Source organism: Nocardia sp. PLKS1-43, assembly GCF_059510335.1.
The window spans coordinates 386292-403627 of sequence record NZ_JCAJZQ010000007.1 but is presented as its reverse complement, the minus strand read 5'-3'; the positions used below and the strand labels follow the sequence as shown (position 1 = coordinate 403627).

Sequence of the window (17336 nt, the reverse complement as noted above, 5' to 3'; positions counted from 1 at the left end):
CCCTGACGAGGCCGATCCGACCATCTCGTTCGACGACAGCGGCGAACGCAAAGTGCCGGTGCTGCTGGGTATTCCGGAGATCCCGGTCACACACTGAGGCGGAACGGGCAGCGCCGCCACGCCTGGGAAATAGACGCGTAATCGCGTGGAAACAGTGCGCCGGTACCAATAGGTAAGGCGTTCGGAGGAGAGTTACCGATGACCGTTATCGATACACCCGCACATGCCCCAGTCGTGACAACCGGCTGGACCCGGGCCTGCCGGCTCGACCAGCTGATTCCCGGCCGTGGCGTCGCCGTGCTGCTCAGGGGCGGCCGGCAGGCCGCACTGTTCCTGCTGCCCGGCGGAACCATCCACGCCGTCGGCAACGTCGACCCGTTCGGGCGCGCGGCGGTGATGTCGCGCGGCATCGTCGGCGACCGCGCCGGGGTGCCGGTGGTGGCATCGCCGCTGCTCAAGCAGGCTTTCTCCCTGCTGGACGGCCACTGCCTGGACGACGGCACCGCCGCTCTGCCGGTCTACGCGGTCCGCGTCGACGACGGGCTGGTGTCGGTATCCAACGAACCCGTGGACTGCCCATGAACGAACAACTCCCGCTGGAGGGGTTCACCGTGGGCGTCACCGCCGCCCGTCGTGCCGATGAACTCTCCACGATCCTGACCCGGCGCGGTGCGACTATCGTTGCGGCCCCGGCGATTCGGATCATCCCGCTGGCGGATGACACCGAATTGGAGCGGGTCACAAGGCAATTGGTGGTCGATCCGCCGCAGATCACGGTCGCCACCACCGGAATCGGCTTCCGCGGCTGGATGGAGGCCGCCGAGGGCTGGGGCCTGGCCGAGCAGTTGCGTTCCACGCTGGCCTCGACCCGGCTGCTGGCCCGCGGGCCCAAGGCCAAGGGCGCCATCCGCGCCGCCGAACTGCGCGAGGAGTGGTCCCCGACATCGGAATCCTCGGCCGAGGTACTCGATCATCTGCTCGCCGAGGGTGTGGAGGGCGTGCGCGTGGCGGTGCAGTTGCACGGCGCGACCACCGAATGGGAGCCGGTGCCCGATTTCTGCGAGGTATTGCGTTGTGCGGGAGCCGATGTCGTACCCGTGCCGGTATACCGCTGGGTCCCGCCGGAGGATCAGGCGCCGATGGACCGGCTGATCGAGTCGATCATCACCGCCGGACTGGATTGCGTCACCTTCACCAGCGCGCCCGCGGTCGCGTCGATGCTCATGCGAGCCAAGGAGACCGGACTGCTCGAGGCCGTGCTGCACGCGTTGCGGACCCGGGTGCTGGCCGCCTGCGTCGGATCGATCACCGCCGCACCGCTGGAGGAGCTCGGCGTGAGCACCACGATGCCCGCACGGGCGCGTCTGGGTGCGCTGGCGCGGCACGTCGCGGAGGAACTTCCCCGGCGCGCCAACCGTATTCACGCCGCCGGGCACGAAATCAGCGTGCGCGGTGGATGTGTCGTGGTCGACGGGACGGTACGTCAGCTCGCGCCCGCGCCGATGGCCCTGATGCGGACGCTGGCCCGCCAGCCCGGCCGCGTGGTGTCCCGGAGTGATCTGCTGGCCGCACTGCCCGGTGGCGGTGAGGACACCCATGCCGTGGAGACCGGGATCGCCCGGCTGCGCGCCGGACTCGGTGCGCCGAAAGTCATTCAGACCGTGGTGAAACGGGGTTATCGGCTCGCCATGGATCCGGCCGAGTGTGTGGACAACAATCCGCGTCCGCCCGTCGCCGGGTCCGCCGTGCCGCGACGGCCGGCGCATCCGGCGCCACTGGCGGGAGTGTGGTGAGCGCGCCCGCTCTGGTGCTGGTCGCGCATGGCACCAGAAGCGCTCGCGGCGTGCGGATGATCGGTGATCTGGCCGAGGCGGTATCGCGCGAACTGCGGGGAAGCGCCGCGCCCGAGGATATCTCGGCGCCCCGGGTGCGCACGGCCTTCGTCGACGTGCTCGGACCGGCGCCCGCGGAGGTGCTGCGGGATCTGGAATCCGTTCCGGCCGTGGTGGTTCCAGCCTTCCTGGCCTCGGGATACCATGTGTACCAGGATGTTCCGCGTGAGGTCGCCGAAAGCGGGCATTCGTCGGTTTTCCTCACCCCGGCCATGGGCCCCGACGTCGCCCTGGCCCGGGTGATGCGCATGCGATTGCGTTCGGCCGGTTGGCGTCCCGGCGATGCGGTGGTCTTCGCGGCCGCCGGTTCCTCCGATTCCCGCGCCCGGCGCGACGTCCGACGGGCCGCGAACCTGCTGTCCGCGCAACTGGACACCCCCGCCCGGATCGCCTACGTCGCCACCGGATCGCCGAAAGTCCCGGAAGTCGTCGCGGAACTTCGCGAATCAGGCTCGCGGCGCGTCTTCATCGCCTCCTACCTGCTCGCCGACGGCCTGTTCCACCAGCGCCTGCACACCGCGGGTGCGGACGGTGTCGCCGAACCCATCGGCATCCATCCCGCGGTCGTTCGCCTCCTGGTGAGTCGATACCACGCCGCCGTACCGGATCTGCTGCGCGCCGCGGCGTGAGGCGCGGCGCGCGGCCGGCTCACGCCACGGCCACCGGATCCTCGGTGCGGCCGGGGATCTCGCTGCCCAGTGCGGGCTCGAGATCATCGAACCAGTACGCGTCCCGGTCGTACCGTGCGAAGAACTGCCGGCCGACCAGGCCGGGGTCGCGCGCTTGCAGCAGGCGCAGCGCGAAGACTCGTTCGCCGTGGACGACCGGTGCGCCATCGAGGACGACCTTGCCGATGTGGGCCGACATCACCGGGCCGCGGGCGGTGCGAGCCAGCCCCGATACCCGCGAGACCGCGTCCACGTAGATGCGCAGGGCTCGTGCCAGTGGAACCTCGAAGTAACTGCGCGCGCCCGTGTCCCGCTCGATGAACATGTAGTACGGAACGATTCCCGCCGCCACCGACCGCTGCCACAGCCGCGCCCACGTCTCGGCGTCGTCGTTGACGTGCGCGACCAGCGGGGCCTGCGCCCGGATCACCGCTCCGGTGTCCCGTACTCGCGCCAGGGCCCGCTGCACCGCCGCGGTCCGGAGTTCTCGCGGATGCGAGAAGTGGGCCATCACCGCCACGTGCCTGCCCGCCGCGACACACTGCTCCAGCAGCCGCAGCAGGTCGTCCGCATCGGGGTCTTCGGTGAAGCGGGCCGGCCAGTACGACAGCGACTTGGTTCCGAACCGCAGAGTTGCGATGTGCTCGAGGTCGTTCGCGAGAAACGGTTCCACCCAGCGGCGTAACACACTGGTGCGCATTATCATCGGGTCGCCACCGGTGAAGAGCAGGTCCGTCACCTCCGGATGCTCGCGCAGATATGCGACCATGTGGTTCGGGGCCGACAACGCTTGCCGGGTTTCCGAGCCGACGAATTGTGCCCAGCGAAAGCAGTATCCGCAATAGGAATGGCAGGTCTGCCCCTGCGACGGGAACACGAGCACCGTCTCCCGGTACTTGTGCTGCAGGCCGAGCACCGGATGTCCGTCCAGCAGTGGCACGTTGTCCTCGATCTGCCCGCCGGGATGCGGATTCAGTGCCTGCCGTGCGGCCGCTGCCGCATCGGCGAGCACATCGCGCGGGGCGCCGGCCTCCAGCAGCTTCGCGATGGTGGCGAATAGGCTGGGCGGCAACATGTCCCGATGCGGGAAGGTCAGCCGGAAGATCGGATCGTCGGGTGCGGCCGACCAGTCGATGAGTTCGTCGGCGACATAGTCGTTGACCCGGAAAGGCAGCACGGTGGACACGACTCGCAGGTCCCGCAGGTAATCGTCGGGCAGCCCGCGGCGCCGGGCCAATTCCGCCAGCCGGTCGCCGGTGAACAGTCTCACGCGCAGTCCATTCGGAAACCGGACAGGGTGTGTCCGATGGCCTCCGTGACAGCCCGCGAGGTTCCGGCGCGGAACCGGAAGCTCGCGCCGATTCCGACATATCCGTCCGCTTCGGTGATGGCCTGTCCGACGGCCGGGATAGCACGGTGATAGGGCGCGTAGCCGGGCGTGACCTCGAGCCGCGTGGCCGTCACCACGCATGGTGGCGGTATCGGAGGACGGACCAGCAGCTGACCGGCGACCTGCCCGTCCCGCAGCGGCCGGGCGTCCGGGTCACGTCCCATCTGGATGTCCAGCGCCGCGCCGACCAGGTCGTAGCCGTGCACCTCGCGCCAGAGGTGGGTGGCCTCGGCGCCGGGCATCCGTCCGGCGATTTCCAGCAACTGCAGACGTGGCGCGTCGGCCGTGCCCAGGAACAGTTCGAGGTGGAAGACCGTCGCGACGCCCTTGCTGAGTGCCGTCAGCACCGCGCTCGCGAACGACGCCAGTTGTTCGCCGAATGCCGGGTCATCGATTTCGACTGTCCCCCAGCTGTTCTCACCGGTGGCGAAGTCCAGGCAGTTGTGAAAGTACCGCGAACCGCGCCAGGGCCCGAGTTCGGTGCCGGTCCAGACGCCGTCGACCGAGCCCGTCTCGTCGGGGCAGAAGCGTTGCACGAGAAAGGGTTCGGCGCGCAGATCGGGTAGATCGGTGAGGTCGGCGGCGGACCACAGTGTGACGATGTCGCGGCTGGCCGCGCCCAGCCTGGGTTTGACCAGCGCCGGAAAGCCGTGGCGCCGGGTGAAGGCCGAGATCGCCGCGTGGTCCGGTGCGTCGGCGAACGCGGGTACCGCGATCCCCGCCGCCGCGGTCCGCTCGTACATCACCAGCTTGTCCCGGAACGGCAGTGCGTGCTCGGGCGGGTCGCCGGCGATACCGAACTCCGACCGGAGCTGCGCGGCCGTCAGCTGGTCCGTCTCACTGATCGCGATGATGCGGTCGGGCACACCGTGCCGGCCGGCGAGCCCGCGGACCGCGTCGTCCACCGGTTCGGCGCCGTCGAAGACCACGACCTCGGCCGCCGCGTGGCGCGGGATGCGGTGCAGAACCTGTGCGGCGCATACGTAGGTCACGGTGTTGGCGGAGTGATCGATGCGTTCGAGATACGGGGCGACGGGACCGCGTGAGCGGTGAATCACGAGGATATGGGGGCGCATCGGTCACTCCTGTCGAATACGTCGAGCCGGCGAGCGGTACGGCCGAGCACGCCCGCCCACACCGATGCGGTGGCCACCGCGACGAACACCGCGGCGCCGACGAACACCGGACGGGGATTCTCACCGCTGAGCCCGGTGAGCAGTCCGGCGAGCGTCGTACCCGCCGCCGCGGCGGCGAGCACGAGCGATCGAGCCGTGCTGGTGACCCGGCCGAGCAGCGCTCGCGGCACCACCTGCTGGCGCAATGTGCGGACCACGACGACCACGACCATGCTCGCCCCGGCGAGCAGCGCGTTGGCGACGGCCAGCCACGGCACGCCGGGCGCGAACCCCACCAGCGCCAGACCGACGGCTGTGAGCAGCATGCCGGTCAGGCACAGCGGAATCGGTGATCGGCGCGGCCCGGCGGCGGCCGCGATGAGCGCGCCGAGTGCCCCGCCGACTCCGCCTCCGGCGACCGCGATGCCCACCAGGACGGCGGAGGCCCCGAGGCGTTCGCGGGCGAAGAACGGAATCAGCGTCTCGGCCCCGAGACCGAGGGCGGTCACCGTCTGCAGCAGCGTGATGCCCGCGACGACCGGCGAGGTCACCAGGTAGCGCAGTCCGGCCCGGAACTCGGAGCCGACGGACCGGAGCACCTCCGTGCCGAGAGCCACCGGGCGTTTCGAACTCGAAGTCGTTGCGGCGTCGGACTTTTCGGCCGCCAGCAGCCGATTGTGGGTCCGCCACACGGTGATCAGTGACACCGCGAAGGTACCGGCATCGGTCAGCAGCGCCGCCTGCCGGCCCGCCACTGCCACCAGCACGCCCACCGCCGCCGGTCCGAGCACGAGCGACAGCTGACCGGACGTCTCCAAGAATCCGTTGGCGCGCATCAACCGAGGTCCGGTGCACAGGTCCCGCACGGCGACGGCCAGTGCGGTCTCGAAGAACACCCCGGCCACCCCAGCGACACAGGCGAGTCCGAGGATCACCGCGACCGGGCATCCGCCTGCGGTCACCGCCGCGGCCAGCAGCAAGAATACCGCCATTCGCACCGTATCGGCGGCGATGAGCACCCGCCACGGATCGGCGCGATCCACCAGCGGACCCGCGGGCAGCCCGGCGATCAGGTAGCCGATCACCCGCGGAGCCGCCGCGAGCGCGGACAGTACCGGACTGCCGGTGAGCTGTAACACCAGTAACGGAATGGCGAGCCCGGCCAGGCCGTCGCCGAGCAGCGAGATGGATTGGCCGAGGAGGAACAGCCTGCTACCGCCCATCGCCCGTGACCGTCCACGTGTAGCCGGCCAGCTCTTCCAGCCGGGAGCCGTGATCGGTTTTCAGGGCCCATTCGAGGGTGCCGTAGTCGATGCGTTCGATGCCCCGCTCCAGCGCGGCACGTACCTGCGCGTAGAAGCACGTCACGAAATAGGCGCCGTACGCTTCGGGCAAATGCCCGCACCACAACTGCCGCAACGTATTTCCGTTCCGCAGGCCGTGCGTGAAGCCGACCACCCGGCCGGCGCGCTGCACCGCCGTCACCACGATGTCCTCGGGGCGGTAGTGCGTGAGCATCCGATCCAGCGCCGCGGACTGCGTCGCGCGATCGGCGGCGGAGTTGTACTTGCGCAGCAGATCCAGGCGCAGGTCGAGCACGTCGTCGCGAACCTCGGCCAGATCGACCTCACCGACCGTCATGTCCCGCTCCGCGAGGCGGCGAAGGATTCGGCCGATACCCTTGCGGCGTGGGCGCGGCAGTTGCCGCAGATATTCGTCCATGCTGCCGAAGGACATCGGCAGGACGCAGGTCGGGTACAACTGCACCGGTTCGGCGCCGAACTCGATCAGCGCCCGCCGCAGCGGCTGCTGCCGCTCGGGTATGTACAGGAACGAGACCGACCGCGCCCCCTGCTCCGCGGCCCAGATATCCACCGCGGTCAGGGTTTCGCGCAGCAGCGCCGGTTCGGTGGAGCCGGAACCCGCTGCCGCGCAGGAATATCCGGGCAGCGTCACCAGTACGGACGGATACGGTGCGATGCCGCCCGGTGCCGCGGAGGGAGGCGTTCGCGGCACCGGTGACGGGAGGTCACCGCGCAGGACGGCCGCGATATCGAACCGCGCATCCGCGGGCGGGGACGGTAACCAGCGGGCATGCAATCCGACCCGGGCTTGTCCGTCGACCGAGATGACCAGCCATCGGGGCTCACCGGGGAGCAGTGGCCCCATGGTCTCGAGCCATCGGATCGAGACGGTGTATTCGGGCACCTCTGCGGCGAGCTCGGCCCATTCGGGCGGCCGGGTTGTTGTCGCTCTCGAGTCGACACGCATAGCTCACCTGCACATCACGAGGAAGGGTGAACCGAGGAGCCACCCGCATCTTATATGACCTTATATAACGGCTCTGCACTTAACGTACCGCTGTACAGCGTATCATCGAACCGCCGAAATCGGGCGGTAGCGGTGGGAATGATCTGAGAAACTGCTTCGCGTAGGCGAACACGCCGGACAACGGGGTTTCGGCCGCGTCGAGGGAAGGCGACGGCCGAACACCTCGAAATCTAACAGCGGTACGCTGAGTAACGACTCGTTAAGTACCGTCGTGTACAGCCTCCTGAGGCGTGAGATCTGCGGGAGCCGAACCTGCGCAGGGTCGCCCAGGTGCTCGACCGTCAGGCGCGGGCCTGGATCTTCAGGTCGCCGTGGATGACGGTGCGGGTCATATCGCGAGTGAGCATGTTGTGCGGGAAACCGAGGTCGATGGCGCTGACCTGGTCGAGCCGGGCCAGGTGGACGGCGTCGAATTCGACGTTCAGCGCGCCGAAGTTGTCCTCGAGCTGGTCGGGTGTGCGGGCGCCGATGATCGGGGCGGTGACCGCCGGGTTCCGCAACGTCCAGGCGAGGGCGACCTGGGCGGGAGTGCGGCCGAGATCCGCGGCGACCTCCCGGACGACCTGCGCGATGCGCAGGCTGCGCTCGGTCAGCGAACCCTGCGCCAGTGCGACGCTCTTGCGCGAGCCTTCCGGTGAGGTGATCGCCTCGCCTCGCAGGTCCGCGGCGCTGTACTTACCGGTGAGCACGCCGTTGGCCAGCGGCGACCACGGAATCACGCCCAGCCCCAGCTCCGCGGCCATCGGGATCAGATCGCGTTCGGAGGTGCGCTCGACGAGGCTGTATTCGATCTGCAACCCGATCAGCGGTGACCAGCCGCGCAGGTCGGCGATGGCCTGCATGCGCGAGACCTGCCAGGCCGGGGCGTCGGAGATCGCGACGTAGAGCACCTTGCCCTGGCGCACCAGATCGTCCATCGCGCGCAGGATCTCCTCGACCGGCGTCGTGAAATCCCAGGCGTGCAGGTAAAGCAGATCGATGTAGTCCGTATTCAGCCGCCGCAGACTGGATTCCACCGAGGTGACCATGCTCTTGCGGTGGTTGCCGCCGGAATTGGGATCGGCCGAGTCGCGCAGCATCGTGTACTTGGTCGCCAGCACCAGGCTGTCGCGGTTGTCGCGGGTGAACTCGCCCAGCAGACGTTCGGAGCTGCCGTTGGTGTAGGCGCTGGCGGTGTCGATGAAGTTGCCGCCCAACTCGACGTAGCGGTCGAACAGCTTGCGGGCGTCGTCGGTGTCGGCGCCCCAGCCCCAGTCCGCGCCGAAGGTCATCGTTCCCAGGGCCAGCGGGGAGACCCGCAGACCCGAACGTCCCAGCAGTCGATAGGTGTCCAGGGTGAGGGACATCTTGTTCTCCTGTACTCGTGTTCCGATGTCGAGAACCAGTCTGTTGCCTGGGACGGGCGTGGTTAAGGGAAGGTTTTGCCTAGGAACGCCGGTCCTACCCGGCCGTAAAATCGGTGGCGATGACGCACACCGTGGACACCACCCAGGAACTGGCCGCATTTCTGCGCGCCCGGCGCGAACGTCTGGACCCGCGCGATTTCGGTCTGCCCCAGCGCCGTCAGTCCCGGCGAACCCCTGGCCTGCGCCGCGAGGAGGTCGCCGAACTGGCCGGGGTCAGCACCGACTATGTGGTGCGGCTGGAACAGGGTCGCGGCCTGCGTCCCTCGGCCGAGGTGCTCGAGGCGCTGGCCCGTGCGTTGCGGTTGGCGCCCGACGAACGCGCCTATCTGTTCGACCTGGCCCAGCAGCGCGCACCGGTGATCGACAAGCCCGCGACCACCGCCGACCCGGCGCTGATCCGTTTGGTCGCGGACCTCGCGCCGCTGCCGGCCATGCTGGTCAACCACCGCTACGACATTCTGGCGTGGAATCACGAAATGTCCCGGGTGCTGGTCGATTTCGAGAAGCTGCCGCCGGGGCAGCGCAACTCGATGTGGATGTGCCTGATGCATCCCCGGATCCGGGACGGGTTCTACGTCGACCGGGAAACCATTCTGCGCGAAGGGATCGCGGATCTGCGCGCGGCCTGGGCCGCCCATCCCGAGGACCAGGTGCTGGCCGATCTGATCGCCGAATTCATCGCTGCGGATACCGAATTCGCGACCCTGTGGGAGCAGCGCGACGTGCGGGTGAACGGGCGCGGCATCAAGGTGCTGCGGCATCCGGAGGTCGGCCGGATGGCCGTGCAATTCGAGGTGCTGATGCCGCTGCAGGATCCGGATCAGCGGCTGGTGATCTACCGGGCGGTCGACCAGGAAAGTCAGTCGGCGTTGGACCGCCTGTGCGCGGAATGAGGAGCGCATCATGACCAGCGTCAACACCTTCATCTGGTTCGACAGCGAGGCCGAGCAGGCCGCCGAGTTCTACACCGCGGCCGTTCCGGGCTCGCGTACCACCGGCATCACCCGGCACGAGGACGGTTCGGCCTTCGTCGTGACGCTCGAGCTGGCCGGTCACGCGGTCACGCTGATGAACGGCGGTCCCGGGCACCCGCACACCGACGCGGTGTCCATCCAGGTCATCGTGGACGGCCAGGAGGAGGTCGACCGGCTGTGGGCGGCCCTGACCGAGGGCGGCAAGCCGGGCCCCTGCGGGTGGCTCACCGATCGGTACGGACTGTCGTGGCAGGTCGTCCCGTCCGAATTGCCGGTCCTGCTGGGCGGTGCGAATGCCGCCGCGGTGGGCGCAGCCCTGAACGGTATGTCCAAGATCGACCTGCACGGCCTGCGGGCGGCGAACGAGCGCGGCTGAGCAGGCGCGCAGCGGAATTCGGCCCGGCCGCATCCGGTACGCCGGATGCGGCCGTCGCTGTCCCGGAAACGAACGACCCGCTCGGATCGCTCGCGCGGACCGGGACGAATGCCGTAGGTTTGCCCGAAATCGTCCAAGGCATCCGGACAGGAGGACGACGAGTGCGGTCAGCCGGGATCGGCAGCGGTGAATTTCCGTTGTCGGCCGCCCAATTACGCTGGTGGGTGGCTCAGCAGTTGTATCCGGACGTGCCCAATACCGTTGCGATGTACCTGGATCTGACCGGGCCGCTCGATCTCGGGGTGCTGCGCACGGCCATAGCTCGTGCCGCCTGGGAATTGCAGTCCCCGCATGTGCGATTCGTTGCGGGGCCCGGCGGGCCGCGGCAGATTCTGGACCCCGACGCGTTCGGCGCCGTGGCCGTGCACGACCTGGTCGATCATCGTGATCCGGTCGGTGAGGCTCGCGCGGCGATGGAGCAGGACCACTGCGCTCCGGTCGATCTGATCGCGGGGCCGATCACCGTGGCGCAGGTGTTCCGGGTGGGCGCGGGACGGCACCTGCTGTATCTGCGCAGCCATCACATGGTCGTGGACGGCGTCGGGGCCGCGGCGATCCTGCGCCGCACGGCCGAACTGTATGGCGACGGGAAAAGCTCTGCCGCGCAACCTGTCTCGGACCGGCAGCGGCCCTTGACCATACCGGAACTGCTGGCCGACGAACGCGCGTACCAGAACTCCGTGCGAGCCGACGCGGACCGCGAGTACTGGCGTGAACAACTGTCCGGACCGCTGTGCGCGGCCGGGCTGGCGGGACGTTCGGCCGCGCCCGCCCCGCGCCCGCATCGCGTCGACGCGACGCTGCCCGACGCGACCGCGGAACACCTTGTCGCCGTGCGCGAGCGGACCGGCGCGAGTTTCGCCGAACTGGTAGTCACCGCCTTCTCCTGCTATCTGGCCGCTGCTCTCGGCGTCGACGAGGTGATGGTGTCGCTGCCGGTCGCGGCCCGGCCGACCGCGGCGCTGCGCCGGTCGGCGGGATCGGTGTCCAACGTGGTGCCGTTGCGGCTCGACGGGATCGGTGACCTGACGGTGCACGAGATGCTCGAGCAGGTCCGCACCCGGGTGATCGGCGCGCTGCGCCATCAGCGCTACCGGTACGAGGACATGCAGCGCGATCGTGGCGAATCACAGGTGGTCCGAGGCGGTTTCGGCCCGGTGCTCAACATGCTGGGCTTCGTCGAACCGCTGCGCATGAGCGGCGTGACCGGTCGGGTGCGGCTGTTGTCGCTGGGGCCGGTGGAGGATCTGCTCGTCAACGGCTATCAGCTCGGAGCCGGCGAACGCAGCGCCACCATCGGCATGCAGGCCAATCCGGCGCTGTACTCCGAAGCGGCGCTCACCTGGCATCATCACCGATTCCTGGACTATTTCGACCGATTCCTGGCCGCCGGACCGGATCGGGTGGTCCGCACGCTGGACCAGCCGCGGGTGCCGCCGGAGGTTCCGCCGGTCCGCGCGGATCGCGTACTGGCGGATCTGCTGCGCTTCCGCGGAGCGCCGGACCGGATCGCGGTGCAGGCCGGTGCGCGCACCTGGACCGGCCGCGAATGGGAGCGGCTGTGCGACCGCTGGACGCGCGAGCTGATCGAATTCGGCGCGGGGCCGGGAGTTTTCGTCATGACGGCCGTGCCCCGGTCGTTCGAATCGGTGCTCGCGGTCTGTGCGGTGACCCGCACGGGCGCGGCCTTCGTGCCGGTCGATCCGGCCGACCCGGCCCGGCGGATCGCGGCGATAGCGGCGGATTCCGGTGCGCGCCTCGGCGTTACGGTGCGAGCCGTGCGCGACGAGCTGCCCGCCGAGGTGGACTGGCTGGTGCTGGACGATCCCGCGACCGTGGCGCGCGTCGAGCGACGGGACTGCCATCCGGTCTCCGATGCCGATCGGCGTCGTCCGCTGCGCCCGCGGCATCCGGCCTATCTGATCTACACCTCGGGCACGAGCGGAACGCCGAAGGGCGTCGTCGTCGGCCACGGCGGCCTGGGCGCGCTGACCGACCACGTGGTCGAACACTATGGGGTGAACCGCGATTCGCGTGTTCTGCACGCGCACGCGCCCTCCTTCGACGCGCATCTGCTGGAACTGCTCGCGGCCTTCGCGGCGGGCGCCCGGCTGGTGATCGAACCGCCGGCGGTGATCGCCGGACCGGAACTGGCGGAGCTGCTGAACAGCGCGGCGATCACCCATTTCCTCACCACCCCGGCGGTATTGGCGACGCTCGAACCGCATCAGGTACCCCACCTGTGCGTGGCGGTGGTGGGCGGGGAGAGCTGCCCGCCCCAACTCGTGCGCCGCTGGGCTACCCCGTTGCGTCTGTTCAACGGATACGGCCCCACCGAGACCACGGTGATGGCGACCCAGTCCGACCCGCTGCGGGCGAGCGGTCCGGTGACGATCGGGCGGGCGCTGCCGGGCGTGCGGGCGCTGGTGCTCGATCCCGCGCTGCGGCCGGTGCCGCCGGGGACCCGCGGCGAGCTGTATCTCGGCGGCCCGGGTGTCGCGCAGGGATATCTGGGCAGGCCGGGGGCGACGGCCGAGCGGTTCGTCGCCGACCCGTTCCATTCGGGTGAACGTCTCTATCGCACAGGCGATCTCGTCCGCGCGGACGTGGATTCGACGCTGGAATTCATCGGCCGCGCCGACGAACAGCTCAGCGTGCGCGGACGGCGGATCGAACCCGCGGAGGTCGAGGCGGCGCTGGCCGCCTCGCCGCAGGTGGCGCAGGCGGCGGTGACCGTCGCCGACGGACCTACGGGATCTCGGCTGATCGGTTATATCGTTGTGCCCCGAGGAGACGACGCCGACACCGCGACGATCATCGCGAACCTGCGCGAGGTGTTGCCACCGGCCATGGTGCCCGCGCAGCTGGTGCGCCTGGACCGGCTCCCGGTCACCGCGCACGGCAAGGTGGACCGTGCCGCGCTCGTGGCGCCCGATCCGGTGAGCCGTCCCTATCGCGCGCCGCACACCGCTCTGCAACAGAAGATCGCGGAGTGCTTCGCCGCCGCGCTGGACGTGGCACATGTCGGCCTGGATGACGATTTCTTCGAATTGGGCGGCAATTCGCTGCTGGGCGTGGCGCTTTCGGCCGACCTGGCCGGGGCGACGGGTGCGCCGGTGACCGTGCGGTGGTTGTACACCTGCCCGTCCGTGGCCGAGCTGGCCGAGCGGATCGACGGTCATGGCGGCGGCCCGGAGACCGAGGACGGGCTCGACGCGGTCCTCGAGCTGCGCCGCGGCGGCACTGCGCCGCCGTTGTTCTGTATCCATTCCGCGGTGCCGCTGGCTTGGTGTTATGCCGGGCTGGCGCGATACGTCACCGATCGTCCGGTCTTCGGCATCCAGGGCCTGCCCCCGCAGGGGGAACCGGCCGCGGCCGTCACGATCGACGATCTCGCCGAACGATATGTGGCGCACATCCTCCGGATTCAACCGCGGGGCCCGTACCATCTGCTCGGTTGGTCACTCGGTGGCCAGATCGCCCATGCCGTCGCCGTGCGATTGCGTGAACGCGGCTGTGCCGTAGCGGTTCTGGCCATGTTGGACAGCATCGTCCTGCCGGAGGGCACGCCACCTCCGCCGACGCCCCGGATGCGTGATCTGCTCACGCATCTGCTCGGTGACGAGCCCGAGGACGGTGCTGCGCTCCCCGATCTCACCGCCGCCGAGGCCGCGGCCGAATTGTTCTGCGCCGGATCGAGTTTCGGCGCGGGCCTGACCGCGGCGCAACTGACCCGGCTGCATCGCGGCTACGTCGAATGCGTGCGTCTGTCCCACGGCTACCGTCCGGACGTATACGACGGCGACCTGCTGTACTTCTCGGCCACCCGCGGGGTGACCGCATCGCTCGGTGCGGAGCTGTGGCGGCCGTATGTGACCGGCACGCTGACCGAGCACCCCGTACCGGCCGTGCACGCCCAGCTCACCAATTCCGATGTGGTGCCGATCATCGGCCCGCTACTGGCCGCGCAGCTGTCCGGGACGCGCCCGTGAGCGCGGCCGAAGAGCCTGCGGCGCAGCGGAATTCCAGTCGGCAATCGCCGGAGGAAGGTCCGGGCCGGGCGGTGCGGACCGGGAGCCGCACCGGCGTGCGGTGGCGACAGGTGTATCGGGACCGGGCGGATTGGGAGCGATCGGACCCCGACGCTGCGGCCTTCACCCGGTGGGTGGACGAACATCTGATGCGACCGCATCCCGACCTCGGCCGCGAGGGGCCGGTCTGCCCGTTCGTGCGTGCGGGCGTCGCGCACGACCTGTTCTGGGCGGGTCTTGCCACGGGCGGCGATCGGCTGGACCCGGCGGAGCTGCGGTGCGTCGTGGGCGATGCGCTCGACGTGTATCGCGGCCTGCGCGCGGAAGATCCGGACGGAGCAAAGCAGCTCACGCTGGTTACCCTCTTTCCGGGACTGACCCGCTACGAGCGCATCGACGCGGCGCACGAGGCGTGCAAATCCGATGCGGTCCGGCAGGGCTTCATGCTGGGCCAGTTCTATCCCGGATGCGACGTTCCGGGGCTGTGGAATCGGGACTTCCGCCCGCTGGACTCCCCGGTGCCGATGCTGGTGCTGCGTCCGATGATGAGCACCGACTTCCCGTTTCTCGCCGGGCGCGCGGAATGGCTGTACGCCTATTTCACCCATCTCGCACCCGATCTGCCCAGGCGGCTGCGCTGGGCGATAGCCCAACGGATGCTGGTCGAGGGCGCGGCGGTGGCGGACATCACCGCGCTGCGGGTGCACTCCGACGATGAACATACTCGCTGATATGCCCGAAGAGTCGCCCGCTCGAGGCATACTCCAATGATGCACCGGCTTCTGCGTTGCCTCTTCGTCCTGTTTGCCGTGTTCGCCACGTTCGTTCCGATCAGCGCGGCGGCCGATACCGGCAGGGAGCCCGGCATCCTGGACGTGCGGCCGCTGGGCGGCCAGCAGTACCAGGTGGTTGTGTACTCCGTGGCGATGAATCGGCCGATCACCCTGTGGGTGTCGCACCCGGATCGGCCGGCGCCCACGCTGTACCTGCTCAATGCCGTCGACGGGGGCGAGGACGGCGGGCCCTGGAACGTGCGCACCGATGCCGCGCGGTTCTTCGCCGACAAGCCGGTCAACGTGGTCGTGCCGATCGGCGGCCGGGCCAGCTACTACACCGATTGGGTCTCGAACGATCCCGTGCTGGGCCGTAACGAATGGTCCACCTTCCTGATTCGCGAACTGCCGCCGCTGCTGAACGCGCGTTTCCACACCACCGGCCGCAATGCCGTTGCGGGAGTATCGATGTCGGGGACATCGGCACTGGATCTGGCGATCGAGGCGCCCGGGCTGTACCAGGCCGCCGGTATTTACAGCGGATGCCCCAGTACGAGCGATCCGGCCTCGCGGGCGCTGGTGTACTCGCAGCTGGCGACATTCGGCGCCAACGCCGCGAACATGTGGGGCGGGCCGACGAGTGCCGCCTGGCCGGCCCACGACCCGGTGGTGAATGCCGCGCGGTTGCGCGGGGTGTCGCTGTACATCTCCTCCGGCAACGGCAGTGCGGGTGTGCACGACACCCTGGCCGACCCGTCCGTCGGCGGCAATCCGCTCACCCTCGCCAACCGCCTCTCGATCGGCGGCGCGATGGAGAACGTGGTGAACGGCTGTACTCGCGCCCTCACCGGACGTCTTGCGGCACTGCGTATTCCGGCCACCGAGGTATTCCACCCCGGAACCCACGCCTGGCCGTACTGGCAGGATGATCTGCACAATTCCTGGCCGGTGTTCGCCGCCGCCCTGGGGGTGTGAGCGTTCGGTAGAGTGCGGCGGTGACCTTCCGCAAGCTGGTGGTCGTCGGCGGCGTGGAAGCGGTGCTGGACGCGCCGCATCGCGCGATCCTGGAAGAACTGGCCGACACCCTCGTCACCGTTCCTCGCGGGACCGATCCGGGCCCGGAACTCGCCGATGCCGACGCGGCCGTGCTCGCGTTCGCGATTCCCTTCGGCCGCAACGCCGTCGATGCCGCGCCACGGCTGCGGTATCTGCAGGTCGCCGCGACCGCATTCGATGCCGTGGACGTGGACTACGCGCGTGCGCGCGGTATCGCCGTGGCCACCCTGCCGGAATACATGACCGAGCCGGTGGCCCAGTTCGTCATCGCGGTCCTGCTCGAGCAGGCCAGCGGTCTGTCGGCGGGCCGTGCGTTCCGGCGGGAGGGAAACCTGTTTCCGCTCGCGTTCCCCGCCAAGCAGTTTCGCGGCAGCCGGGTCGCGGTGGTCGGGCTCGGCGCCATCGGCCGCCGGGTGGCCGAGCTGGCCGCGGGACTCGGCGCGGAGGTTCGGTACTGGTCACGACATCGCAAGGAGGACAGCGGTTTTCGATACCAGGATCTCGACGCGCTGTTGCGCGAGGCCGATTTCGTCTCGGTCAACCTGGCGCTGACCGACCGAACCCGCGGTGTGATCGACGCTGCCCGGATCGCCTCACTCGCCCCCGGCACAGTGCTCGTCTGCACCGCGCCCCTGGAACTGATCGACCTTCCGGCGCTGCGCGCCCGCACCGAGACCGCCGAGGTCCGCGCGGTGCTCAATCACGCCCTGCCCGAGACGATCGCCTATTTCGAGGGGTGCCCCGGCTTCGTCGATCCACCCCTGGTCTACCTGACCGACCAGTCCCGCGCGCTCATGCAGTCGGCCCTGGTCACCCGGCTGCGGGAGTGGGCCGCCCGGCCCTGAGCGCCTTCCCGGAATCTGTCGGTGGCCGGTGCCACAATGCGGTATGGCGTACGACGAGGAGTTGGCCGACCGGATTCGGGACCTGCTCGGTCCCGCGCTGCCCGAGGCGACCGAGAAGAAGATGTTCGGCGGTCTGGCCTTCCTGATCGGCGGCAATATGGCGGTCGCGGCCAGTGGTCAGGGCGGGCTGATGGTGCGGGTCGATCCGGATCGGGCGGCTTCGCTCATCGGTGCGGGCGTGGCTCCCATGGTCATGGGCGGCCGGGAGATGAAGAACTGGCTGCGGGTGGACACGAATATCGTCCACGACGATGCCGAACTGCAGCGATGGATCGATCGCGGCGTCGAGTACGCCCGCACGCTCCCGGCGAAATAGCGCCGCCCGGCTCGCCGTCGGGGCCGCGTGGCGTGCCGGTGGT

General features: G+C 69.4%; 15 protein-coding genes. 10 read left to right on the top strand and 5 right to left on the bottom strand.

The window, feature by feature from the left end; genetic code table 11:
* Positions 1-198: 198 nt before the first annotated feature.
* The 3 genes from nirD to AC5WS7_RS25910 are packed head-to-tail and all read left to right on the top strand — an operon-like array spanning position 199 to position 2521.
* Entirely contained in the window at positions 199-582 is a 384-nt protein-coding gene (nirD, locus tag AC5WS7_RS25920) for a nitrite reductase small subunit NirD (protein ID WP_495957168.1), read from the top strand.
* A complete protein-coding gene (locus tag AC5WS7_RS25915) occupies positions 579-1793 on the top strand; it encodes a uroporphyrinogen-III synthase (protein ID WP_495957167.1) in 1215 nt (404 codons plus the stop codon). Before nirD ends, AC5WS7_RS25915 begins: the two co-directional genes overlap by 4 nt.
* Positions 1790-2521: a sirohydrochlorin chelatase gene (locus AC5WS7_RS25910; RefSeq protein ID WP_495957166.1), complete on the top strand. Its 732-nt coding sequence runs from the start codon at positions 1790-1792 to the stop codon at positions 2519-2521. The genes AC5WS7_RS25915 and AC5WS7_RS25910 overlap by 4 nt, the downstream gene beginning before the upstream one ends.
* 19 nt (positions 2522-2540) lie before the next feature.
* On the opposite strand, the gene AC5WS7_RS25905 is transcribed toward AC5WS7_RS25910, so the two are convergent.
* The 5 genes from AC5WS7_RS25905 to AC5WS7_RS25885 form a co-directional block, all read right to left on the bottom strand.
* Positions 2541-3830 carry a KamA family radical SAM protein gene (locus AC5WS7_RS25905; RefSeq protein WP_495957165.1) on the bottom strand — a complete coding sequence of 430 codons (1290 nt, stop codon included), beginning with the start codon at positions 3828-3830 and terminating at the stop codon, positions 2541-2543.
* Entirely contained in the window at positions 3827-5026 is a 1200-nt protein-coding gene (locus tag AC5WS7_RS25900) for an ATP-grasp domain-containing protein (RefSeq protein ID WP_495957164.1), read from the bottom strand. Before AC5WS7_RS25900 ends, AC5WS7_RS25905 begins: the two co-directional genes overlap by 4 nt.
* Positions 5005-6288: an MFS transporter gene (locus tag AC5WS7_RS25895; protein ID WP_495957163.1), complete on the bottom strand. Its 1284-nt coding sequence runs from the start codon at positions 6286-6288 to the stop codon at positions 5005-5007. Before AC5WS7_RS25895 ends, AC5WS7_RS25900 begins: the two co-directional genes overlap by 22 nt.
* Positions 6278-7336 (bottom strand): GNAT family N-acetyltransferase, encoded by a 1059-nt coding sequence (locus AC5WS7_RS25890; protein WP_495957162.1) that lies wholly within the window; start codon positions 7334-7336, stop codon positions 6278-6280. Before AC5WS7_RS25890 ends, AC5WS7_RS25895 begins: the two co-directional genes overlap by 11 nt.
* 341 nt (positions 7337-7677) lie before the next feature.
* Complete coding sequence (locus AC5WS7_RS25885) at positions 7678-8742, bottom strand: aldo/keto reductase (protein ID WP_495957161.1); 1065 nt, start codon at positions 8740-8742, stop codon at positions 7678-7680.
* Positions 8743-8861: 119 nt separating this feature from the next.
* Between AC5WS7_RS25885 and AC5WS7_RS25880 the strand changes: the two genes are divergently transcribed.
* From AC5WS7_RS25880 to AC5WS7_RS25850, 7 genes are all read left to right on the top strand, one after another.
* On the top strand, positions 8862-9695 hold the full coding sequence (locus tag AC5WS7_RS25880; protein ID WP_495957160.1) for a helix-turn-helix transcriptional regulator: 834 nt from the start codon (positions 8862-8864) through the stop codon (positions 9693-9695).
* A gap of 10 nt (positions 9696-9705) precedes the next feature.
* Positions 9706-10152, top strand: a complete 447-nt coding sequence (locus tag AC5WS7_RS25875; protein ID WP_495957159.1) for a VOC family protein — start codon at positions 9706-9708, stop codon at positions 10150-10152.
* Between the two features lie 161 nt (positions 10153-10313).
* On the top strand, positions 10314-14204 hold the full coding sequence (locus tag AC5WS7_RS25870; RefSeq protein ID WP_495957158.1) for an amino acid adenylation domain-containing protein: 3891 nt from the start codon (positions 10314-10316) through the stop codon (positions 14202-14204).
* A 71-nt stretch (positions 14205-14275) separates the two neighbouring features.
* Positions 14276-14974, top strand: a complete 699-nt coding sequence (locus tag AC5WS7_RS25865; protein WP_495957157.1) for a DUF6875 domain-containing protein — start codon at positions 14276-14278, stop codon at positions 14972-14974.
* Positions 14975-15052: 78 nt separating this feature from the next.
* Positions 15053-15991, top strand: a complete 939-nt coding sequence (locus tag AC5WS7_RS25860; protein ID WP_495957156.1) for an alpha/beta hydrolase — start codon at positions 15053-15055, stop codon at positions 15989-15991.
* Between the two features lie 20 nt (positions 15992-16011).
* On the top strand, positions 16012-16917 hold the full coding sequence (locus AC5WS7_RS25855) for a 2-hydroxyacid dehydrogenase (RefSeq protein WP_495957155.1): 906 nt from the start codon (positions 16012-16014) through the stop codon (positions 16915-16917).
* Positions 16918-16960: 43 nt separating this feature from the next.
* Positions 16961-17293 (top strand): TfoX/Sxy family protein, encoded by a 333-nt coding sequence (locus AC5WS7_RS25850; protein WP_495957154.1) that lies wholly within the window; start codon positions 16961-16963, stop codon positions 17291-17293.
* Positions 17294-17336 lie beyond the last annotated feature (43 nt).

What these genes read in the sequence shown, in the direction of transcription:
- AC5WS7_RS25900 (WP_495957164.1), bottom strand. Translation starts at nt 5,026, where the DNA reads ATGCGCCCCCATATCCTCGTGATTCACCGCTCACGCGGTCCCGTCGCC.
- nirD (WP_495957168.1), top strand. Translation starts at nt 199, where the DNA reads ATGACCGTTATCGATACACCCGCACATGCCCCAGTCGTGACAACCGGC.
- AC5WS7_RS25880 (WP_495957160.1), top strand. Translation starts at nt 8,862, where the DNA reads ATGACGCACACCGTGGACACCACCCAGGAACTGGCCGCATTTCTGCGC.
- AC5WS7_RS25885 (WP_495957161.1), bottom strand. Translation starts at nt 8,742, where the DNA reads ATGTCCCTCACCCTGGACACCTATCGACTGCTGGGACGTTCGGGTCTG.
- AC5WS7_RS25895 (WP_495957163.1), bottom strand. Translation starts at nt 6,288, where the DNA reads ATGGGCGGTAGCAGGCTGTTCCTCCTCGGCCAATCCATCTCGCTGCTC.
- AC5WS7_RS25890 (WP_495957162.1), bottom strand. Translation starts at nt 7,336, where the DNA reads ATGCGTGTCGACTCGAGAGCGACAACAACCCGGCCGCCCGAATGGGCC.
- AC5WS7_RS25875 (WP_495957159.1), top strand. Translation starts at nt 9,706, where the DNA reads ATGACCAGCGTCAACACCTTCATCTGGTTCGACAGCGAGGCCGAGCAG.
- AC5WS7_RS25850 (WP_495957154.1), top strand. Translation starts at nt 16,961, where the DNA reads ATGGCGTACGACGAGGAGTTGGCCGACCGGATTCGGGACCTGCTCGGT.
- AC5WS7_RS25915 (WP_495957167.1), top strand. Translation starts at nt 579, where the DNA reads ATGAACGAACAACTCCCGCTGGAGGGGTTCACCGTGGGCGTCACCGCC.